We start from the raw sequence: 12919 nt of genomic DNA, 5'->3' as shown, positions 1-12919 counted from the left end.
GGTTTTTATTTTAGATACATTCGCCGCAGCACCGCTAAAATGCCGACACTGCCGATCCCGCTGGCAACCGGCAGCCAGGTATGCTGATGAACGGCTTTTTGCGGCTGCTTTTTTTGCGTGGGTCTCCTTGATTCAACCAAGGCAGCCGTTTGATGCTGCTGATGACGTTGATCCGTTCCTGGGCGACTAAGCGACGAATTGGCTGCTTGATTGACTGGACGATCAAAACGCGTCAGCTGATAGGCTTCAATCAGTTGATTCAGCTTTTGGTCATACTTAGGATCCGTAGCATAGCGACCCTTTAAAAAACCGGTTGCCGATCGATAGGTAGGTGCATTGCTGCGATGAGCACCAGCATACATCGGCTGATCCAAAACGGCAGCATAATCGCTTAACGACGCTTTTTCATCGGTATAGCTCTTAAAGGTCCCTGTGACGATGGCTGGCTTACCACTGAGGCATTCCTGCGTCATCATTGAAACGCCATGACCATGCCAGGTTCCCTTGATGCCGAATAGATTATGATGAACTCGGCTTAACTCGCTGGTTCCCCAATTGCTTTCCAAGGCAGCCTGTGCAATCAGAACCGAAGCATAAAGATCATGGTTTTGGCCAACTTTTTGCGCGATTGGTCCCAGATGCGCGATAAACCGAGCCTGATCCCTGGTCGGACAAAGCGGCGCGTAATGCTGATTTGCGCTTGGCACTTCACTGGTTGCCTGATCAGATGACAGCTGAGCATTGTCTTGATCAGCTTCCTGTTCATTGCCTGCTGATTCATTGTTATCAGCACCGTGGTCCGCGGCTGTCTGATCATTCAAGACTGGTACGACATTTTGCTGCGATTCCTGCACGCGCTTTAGCCAATCAGCGTGCTCCAAGGCCAGCTGGCTGCCATCTTTAAAGCCTTGACAATAAGCCGTTTTAATCGGTTCTTGATCAGGCGGCAGCTGCGGCTTGTCGGCCATGGCATCCTGTAATCCCTGCTGATAGGCAGTTTGATATTTTGCCAGCCAGTTGTTTTTAAAGTCATCCCCTATGCTGCCATCACTTGAAGAATTAATGACCGCAGGCAGCTGAGCCTTAAAATCAGCTCCATTCGGCTCATTGCCTACTGCTGTCTGGGCTGCCAAAACCGGTGCCATCAGCTGTAAAACCATCGTCATCGTTACCAGACTCGTCAGCCAGATTTGTTTTTTGATCATAGTTAAATCATCCTTTCTTTTGCTCCTGATATTCCATATGTCAAAAAACACTGATTGGCACTAAAAAACCTGCCTCAATTGCTTGAGCCAGGCTGAAATTAATTAGCAAAATAAAACAACCGCACTGTCTTAGGCTCAGAAAAAGCTTGAGACAGTACGGTTTTTAATTAAATTGACTCCTAAAGTCCGTTATTTTAATTGGACACGGTATCATCAAAGCTAATAAACGATTACCGGTTCATATTGACTCAATGAATCATATGCCGTTCCCGCGTCACTGGTATGCATATTGACACAGCCGTTGGAACCGTTGTTCAGATAAGCCGTGCTTGACCAGTCCGTTCGCCAGCTGGCATCATGAAATCCACAGCCACTATCGGTAAACGGTGCCCAATAGCTGACTGGCGAAGCATAAGCTGAACCGTTGTCGCTGGTACCTCGTAAAGTAGTGTTTCGCTGCTTGTACATAATGTACCAGACTCCCTTAGGCGTATCATCGCCACTGCTATGTTTACCAGTAACCACGCTGGCATCAAAAACGCATTTGCCGTCCTTGTAAAACCAAACGTGCTGGTCGGAAATCGAGACTTCTGCGTAGGTATTACCGATACCATGGTTTGATGTCGTGCCATAACCAATGCCGCCAGTATTATAGCCAACTCCATAGACGTCGTTTTTGGCATTGACGCTGGTCTGATGGTTGATCAAGGCCTTGGTTAAAGTAGCCGCTGCTTTAGTCTCACTAAGCCGCCAGCCATATGAACCGCCCGTCGCTGTTTTGATCTGCTTGCCGCTGTGCGTGGTAAACGTAAAGCTCTTATCCAGAGTCGATTGATTCTTGTTCACCTTTTTGACCAGCTTGTCTAGCGCTGTGGTATCAAATTGATATTGGTGATTCAGATACGTAGCTTTGGTAATAATATCATTGGTCGTTAAAGTGTAGGTCTTGTTTTCGACTTGATAAGTCAGCTTTTGATTAAGCAGTGCCCTTAACTTGACGGCTTCCTGCTTAACCGTTTTGCTGCTGGCTGCCAATGGATGTTGATATTGCTTATGCAGCACGATCTTAACGTTGGCTGCATTTTGATCAAAGTCTTTTAAAAGCGCTTCGGTATCATAACGATTGCCTTTTTGGGCCGGCTTGATCGTGACTTTGCCATTTGCCAAAACCGCTTTGGCATCAACCGGCGCCTTGCGACCAGCATTTTCTTTTTCGATATTGGCCTTTAAAGCTGCCCGCATTGCTGCAATCCGCGTCTTATCGACATGACTTGGGACAACCTTGACATTCTTGGCCTTGCTGGAAGGAAAGAACGTGACTTGTTTTTTTAGGGCCGTTTGGAATTTGCTCAGATCACTCTTGGTAAATCCCGCGCTGCTGGATTGGCCTTGATAGATCACCTTGCCATCCAGCTTTACTTCGTTGGTCAGCTTGGTCTTGGCCACTTTGTCATAAGCCTGCTGCGCGGTTAAGCCCCCTACGGCCACGCCATTGATGGTTGTATTCTTATTAAAATGAGTTCTTTGATGCCAGGTCATCACGCCAATCACGATGACCAGCAGCGTTGCGATAATGCCCAAAGACATTTTCGTGCGCGAGTTCATATTCCTCAACTCCCTTACCCTTAACCTTGTGCAACGCCAATTATATAACATTCCCAAATTGAAAGATATTATAATTTCAGCCAGCCAATCATTCATTGATAAACAGTGGCAACCCCAGTAGTCTAAAACGTCTGGATGCCATCAACCAACAGCCGTCTGTTAATTTTTGCAGTTGCCTAAATAGTGTTTTGATACGATCGGATTCATTAATCCCATCAGTATTCACTACACAGTCACCGAAGCTCACCTGACTATGGCCTGTCAGCTACCAGCAGCTAAAGTCGATGGCTGGTGAGCAAACACCCTGGCACGCTGTTTCCTAAGAAAGCCGCAGTTACTGAGAACCTTATCGCAGCCTGGGCTAGTTCAGTTTTATCATGCAAATAAAAAGGACCTGGCAGATCAGCTGCCAGATCCTAGCTATTTTGAAAAATCAGCTTTCAAATGGTCAGCTATTAGATTTCTGGATAGCTTTCCATTTTAACGTTGAGTTTCTTATTGTTTTCATCGGTCTTAATAACCATGACGTCACAGTCGGCTTGACGAATTACGTAAGCAGCCGTAGAACCAACGATCATCCGACCAATCATGTTCAAGCCCGTGGCCCCAACCAAGATCAGGTCAACATCATGTTCTTTGGCATATCCTTCCGTCAGTTCCATCTTGGCGTTGCCGATCTTGACATCAGTTACGACATCACTGACCCCAGCAGCTTCGGCCTTCTTCTTCATCTCGGCCAGTTCCTTGGTCATTTCATCCGTAGCTTTCTTGTAGATGTCACGATCAACGAATCCATAGCCAACCGTGCTCGTGTTTGGATAGCGTTCACCGTTGACGATGCTCAACAGATGCAGCTTGGCGTTATTGCGCTTAGCAATGTCGATAGCTTTTTGAACCGCCATCTTGGATTGTTCGGAGCCATCAACACCAACTAACAAGTTCTTGTATTCACTCATTATTGCCACCTCCAGAAAACAACCTTATTAAGAAAATCTACATTGGTTTTCCTTGTTATTATTTTACCACGAAAACGGTTTCTTGAACAATATGTTTTCTTTATTCAACTACTAGGTCGTGGATTGCCTGCATATAGATGGCCATTGACTTGATCAGATCATCAACCGGCTGAAATTCATTTGGCTGATGCATCGTGTTTGGCGTATCCGGCATCAAAGCACCAAATGCTACCCCACGACTCATCAAGCGACCGTAAGTACCACCGCCAACGACTTCAGCTTGGGCAGTCTGATCGCCAGTCTGGTCAACGTAGGCCTTGAGGAGCGTGGTAACGATTGGATCATCGGCGTCAACATAATGCGGCACCTCACCTTGAGCGCGTGAAATGGCAAAATTGTGATCAGCTGCGACCGGCTTGATGCGGTTTAAGATCTCGTCAGCCGTGATTCCCTCTGGATAGCGGAAGTTCATATCAATGTGTCCGCCAGCCTGCTGATCAAACTTCAAGATGCCGGCATTCATCGTCATCTCGCCCATTTTATCCGTGGCAAAGGCGGCATTGAAATGATTGACGCGCGTATCCAGATGCAGATAGCTGGCCAAAAAGTCGATAAAGTCGCCAGCATGCCCCCGAATATCAAACTGCTTTAAAAACGTTGCCAGATAGGTCCCGGCATTGATGCCTTTTTCAGGTTCCATTCCATGAGCAGCCTTGCCAACCACGGTTAATTTAATTCCGTCAGCATCGCTTTCAATGCTCCCGGTAATCGGATTCTCATCCAAGAAATCGGTAAACGCAGTCGCCACGGCCTCATTGTCCACGGCTTCAATCGTGGCTTCAGCATCGCGCGGCACCATGTTAAAGCGCAGACCAGAATCAAAGTGCTTTAAGACTACTTCGCCTTCATTGCCGCCATCAATATCCAAGAGCAGTGAAACCTGTCCTTTTTCACCATTGATCAGCGGAAATTCAGCGTCTGGCGAGAAGCCATAGGTCGGCGCCGGCTCCACTTCAAAGTAGCGCTTCATTCCTGTCCAGTCGTTTTCTTCATCGGTACCAACGATAAAGCGTACCTTCTGCTTAAAGACGGCACCATGATCCTTCAAGTACTTTAAGGCATAGTAGGCAGCCATTCCCGGGCCCTTGTCATCGGAAACGCCGCGGCCATACAGATTGCCGTCCTTGATCACTGGGTTAAATGGATCGGTCTCCCAGCCTTTTCCTGCCGGCATGACATCCAGGTGGGCCAGAATTGCCAAGGTCTCGTCGCCTTCACCCCATTCGGCAAAGCCAGCCACGTTATCGATATTTTTAACGCGGAAGCCATCCTGCTCAGCCATTTCCAAGAAAGCTTTCAATGCCTGGGCTGGGGCAGGGCCAAGCGGATATTCCGGTGTGGCTTCATCATCATTGCGCACGCTGGGAATCTTGATCAGCGTGGTCAAATCGTTAAGATATTCTTCTTTTTGAGATTGTGCGGCTTTTAACCAATCCGTCATAAAAAAAACCTCCAATGTTAGTCAAATTCCTAGATTTAATGATAACATTATTTGGGTTGATTTACGGATCAATCGTCAGTGGATTTTATTGGATTAAATAAAGGGAGTATCAAATATGCAAAACTTGGATGAGTCAATTCTGCAAAAAGTCATTAAAGCCCGCCCACAGGAAAGCTTTAAAGGAACTTTTGGCAAGATCGTGCTGGTCGGCGGCAACGAGAATTTCGGTGGTGCCATCATCATGGCCGCAACCGCAGCAGTCTATGGCGGGACTGGTTTGGTTACGGCTGCGACCGACCCAGCCAACTCGGCAGCTCTGCATGCTCAGCTGCCAGAAGCCATGTTTGCCGATTTTAATGACGATCAGCTGGTTGGCGACCTGATCGTAGCGGCCGATACGGTGGTCGTTGGCCCTGGTCTAGGCGATAACGCGCAAAGCCTGCACATTCTTAAAAACGTTTTTGAATACGTGCACGATGGTCAGACCTTGGTAATTGACGGCTCAGCAATCACCTTGATGGCCCGGGAAAATCTGAAACAGCCAGCCTGCCAGATCAGTGTCATCTACACGCCACATCAAATGGAATGGCAGCGGCTTTCAGGAATCAAGATTGCCGATCAGTCCGTTGAAAACAATCAAAAAGCCGTTCAAAAGCTGAATGCGACCGTTGTCTTGAAAAAGCACCATACCGAAATCTATCATGATGACCAGGTCTTTAAGCTGCCAATCGGTTCTGCCGCGCAGGCTGTCGGTGGGATGGGCGATACGCTGGCCGGAATGGTCGGCTCGTTTACGGCTGAATTCAAGGATGCCGGTTTGGACGCGGTATTGGCCGCCGTTTACGCGCATAGTGCCGTGGCTGATCAGATCGCGGAAAATCAATACATCGTTTTGCCTCACCAAATCAGTCATGCCCTGCCTGCCTTTATGAAAAAGGTTGCCGCGCAGGATTCCAAAACGCATATTGGATTTATGGACTAAACAATAAAACCATGACGTCTCCTGAGCGTCATGGTTTTTTGATGGTCGAATTTGATTGCTTAAGCGGCAAATAAGTCATTGACCGCTATACTAATCTGCTTGGGCGTCAGATTATCCTGAACGATCTGACCCTTGGCGCGCAGTTCCAGCTTGGCGTCTTGCGGCTGTTCAGCCAGTTTGGTTAGATCGACTTCATGGTTGTCAGTGTCCGTAACGTCGAAATGAGACTTCTTCATCTGGTTAATCGTAGTTTCTTTGATTTCCATAATAAAATCAGCCTTCCTTTCTTGTTTACGACTACGTTTTAGCACGTCTCAATCATCTTGTTAAATATTTTGACCTTTTTTGACCAACAATCTTGGCAGTAAAAAAGCCCGTCCCAAAACTGAGACGAGCAGATTGATTTAATTCATATGCAGCCGTTCGCGCAAAAGATCAGCCCGCGCGCCCAGCAAATGATCAGCCAGTCGTGACTTCAGTGCCAGATAAGCATAAATAACACCACCAATGGCCACGCCAAGGATCAAAAGGAAGAATGCGGCATAGCGGCCATGCGGATTAACTAGATAGCCCAGGCCGAACATCACCAGCTTGGTAACCACAAACATGACCAGAGAAAAGGCCAGAATCTGATTGGTTGGCTTAGCCATTTCTTCAAAGTGCAGACCAAATTCCATATTAAACGAATGCAAAATCAAGTAGTTCATCACCACCATAGCCAGGGCCGTTGCCAATAGCGGGCCCATGCCTTTTAAAAGCCAGATGCATGGGAACTGCAAAATCAGCTTGATGATCATGCCGACTCCCAAAATTTTCATCATCTTGCGGTTTTCTGAAATCCCCTGCATCATCGCGGCCGCCACACTGTAAAGTCCCATGGCAATCGAAGCAAACGCCGCAAATTCCAAAATTACGATCCCAGCTTGATTATAACGATAAAAAACCGTGTAGACTTGCGGTGCTATGGCAACCAGTCCCAAGGAGGCCGGCACCATGATAAAGTAGAACAGCTCCAGTGCGTTTTCAATCTGCGTACGCATGCCTTCCTGATCATTTTTAGCGCGTGCATGAGCCAGCAGCGGAATCACCGTTGTTGCCATGGCCGTAGCCACCGCAATGATGATCATGTAAAGCTTGTTGGCATTAAAGCTGAACATGGCATAGACCGTATTCATTTGATAGTAGGTAAAGTGGCCAACCAATGGCATCATCTTAAAGAAGGTATATTGGTCAATCAGTTGGAAGATCGTGATCCCTGATTCAATCACGATAAACGGGATGGCTTGATAAACGATCTTGACAATCAACTGTATCGTCGAGATTTCTGGTGTCGCCAGACTGTTTTCCAGCATCGCCTCCATTGGCCGCCGGTAGTGAATCCGCGCCATGATCAAGACCGCGGCTGCTCCCAAGGCCCCGATAAAGGCAGCAAACGTAGACTGGGTAACCGCCAAGACCCAACTCCCTTTTTGGATCTTCATGACCAGATAAGTGGCCCCCAGCATGTAGATGATTCTTAAGAGCTGTTCAATCAGCTGCGAGATGGCAGATGGCGCCATCCAGCTGTACCCCTGCAGATACCCCCGCGAGATGCTGATGCTGGGAATCAAGAGTACGGCCCAGGCCAAAGAACGGATAACTGGAATCTCATTGGGGTCCCCGCCATCCAGCAGTGAAGCGCCAAACATCATGATCAAGGCCGCGATCACTCCAGTTGCCATTGAAACGTACATCCCGGTATGATATAGCTTTTTGCTGATGTTGGTCTGATTGATCCCATTATAATGGGCGACCAGCTTCGACATTGCGGATGGGATCCCCGCCGTAGCGATCACCAAAAACAGGTTGTAGATGTTGTATCCCTTGGCATAAAGCGCGTTGGCCTGATCACTGTAGGCCCCCATCCAAGTTACCCAAGGAATGATATAAAGTGCACCCAGAACTCGCGACAATACACTCCCTGCCGTCATCCAGGCCGACCCACTGAGCATTTTTGCCTTGGCTGCAGCCTGCTTGCTCGGGGCCGTTTTTTGTTGTGCATCCATAATTTGCTGCTTTCCTACCTTTTTAATTGTTAAAATTTCAAAAAATAATCCTAACTATTCTAGCTTGAATTGGCAGTCAGCGCAAATCAATTCACAATTTGTTAAGAAAACCTTAACGGGTCGCTGCTAAAGCCTGTTTGATATCGGCAATCAGATCAGCCGCATCTTCAAGACCAACCGACAGCCGCAACAACTTAGGCGTAATCCCCAATCGCTGCCGCTGCTCGACTGAAACGTCCGCGTGCGTCTGATAGTAGGGAATCGTAATCAGACTTTCGATCCCGCCCAGACTCTCGGCAAAGGTGATTACCTTAACGTGATCAAGCAGTCTTTCAACCTGATCAGCCTCTTTTAGATAAAAGCTGATCATACCGCCTTTACCTGGATAAAGCACTTTTTCGACTTCCGGCGCCTGCTTAAGATACTCAACGACGGCCTGGGCATTTTTAGTGTGCTGAGCCATGCGCACCTTAAGCGTCTTAAGACTTCGCAAAAGCAGCCAAGAGTCAAATGAATCCAAGGTATCGCCAGTCGTAATGTAGTAGTCGTAGTATGCCTGAGTCAGTTTTTCATCCTTAACGACCACGGCCCCGCCCAGCAAATCGTTATGCCCGGACAGATACTTAGTCGCGCTGTGAATAACCACGTCAGCTCCTTTTAGCAGTGGCCGCTGATAGATTGGCGTGTAAAAGGTATTGTCAACGATCACTTTGATTTGCGGATCATATTCATGAACGGCCGCTGCGACTGCTTGAATGTCAATTTCTTTCATGGTTGGATTAGAAGGCGTCTCCAGCCAGACGATTCTGGTTTTTGGCGTCAGCTTGGCAACCAGTTCAGCAATCGACCGGCCATCCCATTGATCAAACTCAATCCCGGCATGCCGATTCAGATAATCAAAGTAGCGAAAGTCGCCGCCATACAGATCATCCAGTGAAATCAAACGATCGCCGGTTTCAAGGATGCTTAATGCGAGCTGAACGGCCGCCATCCCAGAGCTGACTGCAAAAGCTGCCGTCCCGCCCTCCAATTTGGCCAGCGTCTTTTCAACGGCACGGCGATTGGGCGTTGAAAGGCGCGAGTAGGTATAGTCTTTGGTCGCATCAAAATTGATGGCCTCTTTTAAGGTTGGGTGACGATAATTAGACGACAGATAGATCGGCAGGGCCACCGCACCACGCTCATCTTCATGATTACCGGCCTGAGCCGCGATGGTTGCCAGTGACAGTTCAGTTTCCTTATTTTGACATTCACACATAAATAATTCCCTCTTTCTGGTATTTTCTGATTCATTCAACTGGTGATCGACTGTTTTGATCCATGCGTTCTAATGCTGCATGCCAGCGCTATAAAGACCTGCTGAGAATCAAACTGCCTTGGCTAATGCCTGATCAAGGTCCGCGATCAAGTCGCGCTGATCCTCGATGCCAACCGCTAATCTGATCAGCCCCGGCGTAATTCCGGCTTTAAGCTGCTCAGCTGGCGAAAGCTCTGCGTGGCTCATCTTGCTTGGCAGCTCAACCAGACTTTCCACTGAGCCTAGGCTGACTGCCAGTTGAAACAGCTGCAGCGAATCAACGAACCTAACTGCGTCTACATTGTCAGCCAGCTCGATCGAAAGCACGCCGCCCGCACCCTTGGCCTGGCTGCTGAGCGTTTCATAGCCTGGCTGGCCGAACAGACCGGGATAATAGATTTTTTTGACGGCTGGCAGCGGCTGCAGATGAGCAATGATTGCCTTGACATTGGCCTGCTGGCGATCCATTCTGACGCTTAAAGTCTGCAGCCCGCGCCGAACCAGATTGCTATCTTCTGGTGAAAGCACGGCCCCCAGCGCGTTTTGCACAAAGTAGAGCCGGTCGCCTAATTTTTCATCATTGGTAATCACCGCGCCCGCACTGACATCAGAATGCCCAGCCAGGTATTTAGTTGCACTGTGAATTACGATATCGGCACCTAAAGGCAATGGCTGACAAAGATAGGGACTTAAGAAAGTGTTATCGACGATTGTCAGCAAGTCGTGTTTTTTAGCAACCTTAGCTACAGCGGCAATTGAAGTCACCTGCAGCAGCGGATTGGTAACCGGCTCAAAATAAACGGCCTTGGTATTGGGCTGGATCGCGCGTTCAATGGCCGCCGGATCTCTGGTGTCAACCGGTGTTGCACTCAGTCCCCAGCGTTTAAAGAACTGATTGAGCAGCCGAAACGTGCCGCCATAGATCTGATCGCCAACGATAATGTGGTCACCGGCTTTAAAAATCGCCAATGCCGTATGAATCGCCGCCATCCCAGAAGAAAGCGCAAATCCCCGCGTGCCATGTTCCAGAGCCGCTAATTGATCTTCCAGGTACTGGCGCGTTGGATTGCCCGAACGTCCGTAGTCATACTGTACCGGTGCCCCAATTTTAGGATAGCGGTAGGTCGTTGAAGTATAGATCGGTACGTTGACGGCTCCCGTCTGATTGTCATTTTGGGCTGGTCCGTGTACCAGTCTGGTATTAAATTCTGTCATGTCTTTCCCCTTTCTCAAGGCAATAAAAAAGCCCTGAACCTAATTGATAGATTCAGGACGACGCAGCTGATCCGACGTGGTACCACCCGATTTTACCGCTGGATTGCCCACAGCGGCCTCAACAACACCAATTGATGTCTGGGATGGTAACGGATCCTGCCGGGAATTCAGCCAATTTGACCAAACGCCTTGCTCCAAGCTTATCTTCAGCTGCTGGTTCGTGCTGCCCTTTCACTAACGGCAGTCGCTGAAACACTAATAAAGCAGCCTACTCTTCTCTTCAACGCTTTTGTAATTATTATTTAATGTTTTTCTTAATTTTTACTCATTATAGTCACGTAGTTTTCTCATGTCAACTAAATTTTTTACTCTGTACTAAAAATTTAGTAAATCACATTCATCCATCAATCAATTAAAAAACGCCGCGGCAATTAACCGACGACGTTTTTACAGTTCATATTTTAGAGCATTCATCAATGACTATTTTTGATTAGTCAAAATGATGTCGCTAGCCTTAACCTCGGAACCGAAGTAAGGCTTCAACTCTTGATTGTAGTCTTTTTCAAAGAAGTTTTCACCGTTAAGCTTGGTGATTTCCTTGTTGGTCCAGTTCAAAAGTGACTTGTTCCCTTTCTTAACAGCTGGGGCGATGTATGAGCTCTTACCCAACTGCTTGATGCCGACCGTGTACTTAGGATTGTTCTTGACCCAAGCGTACAGGTAAGAGTTATCGTCAGCCAATGCCTTGGCCCGACCATTTTTAAGCGCGTTGAACTGCTGCGTCTTGGAGTCAAACTTCAAAAGACTGGCGCCGGTCTGGTGTTGAGTAAAGTATTGTTCCGCCGTCGTTCCCTTGTTGACGATCAGCTTTTGTCCCTTTAATTGGCTGACCTTAGTAATTGGATCGCTCTTTTTAGAAACGACCCCAACGGAAACCTTCATGTATGGCTTGGCAAAATCAACCGTCTGCTTACGTTCCGGCGTGACCGTAAAGTTGGCCAAAACCAGATCCGCCTTGTTAGAGTTCAGCGTGTCAACTCGGTTGTTGGCGTTAACCTGTACGAACTTGGCCTTGACGCCTAAGTCCTTGGCAATCCGCCGTGCCAGATACAGATCATATCCTACGCGCTTGCCATCCTTGTTGACCCAGCCATATGGCGGCAGGTCGCCAAAGACGGCAATCTTGATATAGCCACGCTTCTTGATTGCCGAAACCGAACTTTGATTATCAGCGGCATGGGCCGTCAACGTACCTGCCAATGGTGCAAATGCCAGCAAAAATGCTCCCAGGGCCAATACCAGCGTTTGAATCAGTTTTTTTAGACTCTGCTTTTTCATAATTAATTCCCCTTTTCTCAAAAACACTTAAAAATCCATACTCTCTAAGAACTTCTGTGCACGCTCGGTCTGCGGCTGCTTAAAGAACTGCTGACCCGGCGTATCCTCTAAAATATGACCATCTTCCAAAAACAGCACCCGATCGGCAATCTGGGCGGCAAAATTCATCTCATGGGTTACGATCAGCATCGTCATGTCTTCTTCGTCACTCAGTTTCTTGATGATCTCCAAGACTCCTCTTACCATCTCAGGATCCAATGAGGCCGTGACCTCATCAAACAGCATCAAGTCCGGATGCATCGCCAGCGCTCTGACGATGGCAATCCGCTGTTTTTGCCCACCTGACAGCTGCCGCGGGTAAGACTGCGCATAATCGCTCAAGCCAACCATGGCCAGCAGTTTTTTGGCTTCAGCTTCTGCCTCCTTTTGTTCCCGGTGCTGAACCTTGGTTGGTGCCAGGACGATGTTTTCTAAAACCGTCATATTTGGAAACAGGTCATAGCTTTGAAAAACCATGCCGATCTTTTGCCGCAGCTCTTGCCAATGCTTTTCATCTGGAATCACGTTTTGGCCTTCAAAAGTGATCTGACCGCTTTGAAAGTCCTCTAAGCCGTTCAACGTGCGAATCGTCGTACTCTTGCCTGATCCAGAAGGCCCCAGCAGTGCCAGCACCTCACCTTTTTTGAGATCAAAGTTAATATCGAACAAGACTTGACGTTTACCGTAAAACTTGTTTAAATGTGCTACTTTTAAAATTTCTTCAGTCAAAAGACAT

At 47.9% G+C, this 12919-nt stretch carries 11 protein-coding genes; 1 reads left to right on the top strand and 10 read right to left on the bottom strand.

Annotated elements, in window-relative coordinates; all coding sequences use genetic code 11:
* Positions 1–5: 5 nt before the first annotated feature.
* The 4 genes from FC47_RS06900 to pepV all read right to left on the bottom strand — a co-directional run bounded on the left by FC47_RS06900 (position 6) and on the right by pepV (position 5267).
* Entirely contained in the window at positions 6–1205 is a 1200-nt protein-coding gene (locus FC47_RS06900; protein WP_056968476.1) for a glycoside hydrolase family 73 protein, read from the bottom strand.
* Between the two features lie 219 nt (positions 1206–1424).
* Complete coding sequence (locus FC47_RS06895; protein ID WP_056968475.1) at positions 1425–2810, bottom strand: L,D-transpeptidase family protein; 1386 nt, start codon at positions 2808–2810, stop codon at positions 1425–1427.
* Positions 2811–3265: 455 nt separating this feature from the next.
* Positions 3266–3766, bottom strand: coding sequence for a universal stress protein (locus FC47_RS06890; protein ID WP_006500121.1), 501 nt, complete (start codon positions 3764–3766; stop codon positions 3266–3268).
* A gap of 100 nt (positions 3767–3866) precedes the next feature.
* Entirely contained in the window at positions 3867–5267 is a 1401-nt protein-coding gene (gene pepV, locus FC47_RS06885; protein ID WP_006500122.1) for a dipeptidase PepV, read from the bottom strand.
* 115 nt (positions 5268–5382) lie between these two features.
* On the opposite strand from pepV, the gene FC47_RS06880 reads away from it, so the two are divergent.
* The gene (locus FC47_RS06880) at positions 5383–6249 is read left to right on the top strand and encodes an NAD(P)H-hydrate dehydratase (RefSeq protein ID WP_048345284.1); all 867 of its coding nucleotides are present in this window, start codon (positions 5383–5385) and stop codon (positions 6247–6249) included.
* Positions 6250–6308: 59 nt separating this feature from the next.
* Here the strand turns inward: FC47_RS06880 and FC47_RS06875 are convergent, their stop codons facing one another.
* The 6 genes from FC47_RS06875 to FC47_RS06850 form a co-directional block, all read right to left on the bottom strand.
* Entirely contained in the window at positions 6309–6515 is a 207-nt protein-coding gene (locus FC47_RS06875) for a hypothetical protein (RefSeq protein WP_006500124.1), read from the bottom strand.
* A 138-nt stretch (positions 6516–6653) separates the two neighbouring features.
* A complete protein-coding gene (locus tag FC47_RS06870; RefSeq protein WP_006500125.1) occupies positions 6654–8294 on the bottom strand; it encodes a putative polysaccharide biosynthesis protein in 1641 nt (546 codons plus the stop codon).
* A gap of 112 nt (positions 8295–8406) precedes the next feature.
* Positions 8407–9552, bottom strand: a complete 1146-nt coding sequence (locus FC47_RS06865) for a trans-sulfuration enzyme family protein (protein WP_048345283.1) — start codon at positions 9550–9552, stop codon at positions 8407–8409.
* Positions 9553–9660: 108 nt separating this feature from the next.
* A complete protein-coding gene (locus tag FC47_RS06860; protein WP_056968474.1) occupies positions 9661–10806 on the bottom strand; it encodes a trans-sulfuration enzyme family protein in 1146 nt (381 codons plus the stop codon).
* Positions 10807–11286: 480 nt separating this feature from the next.
* On the bottom strand, positions 11287–12144 hold the full coding sequence (locus tag FC47_RS06855; protein ID WP_056968473.1) for a transporter substrate-binding domain-containing protein: 858 nt from the start codon (positions 12142–12144) through the stop codon (positions 11287–11289).
* Positions 12145–12171: 27 nt separating this feature from the next.
* Positions 12172–12912: an amino acid ABC transporter ATP-binding protein gene (locus FC47_RS06850; RefSeq protein WP_056968472.1), complete on the bottom strand. Its 741-nt coding sequence runs from the start codon at positions 12910–12912 to the stop codon at positions 12172–12174.
* Between the last annotated feature and the right edge of the window lie 7 nt (positions 12913–12919).

This window comes from Limosilactobacillus mucosae DSM 13345 (assembly GCF_001436025.1).
In the GTDB taxonomy this organism is placed as follows: Bacteria; Bacillota; Bacilli; order Lactobacillales; family Lactobacillaceae; genus Limosilactobacillus; species Limosilactobacillus mucosae.
The sequence above is the reverse complement of the archived record's forward strand: the minus strand, read 5'-3'. Positions and strand labels throughout refer to the sequence as shown.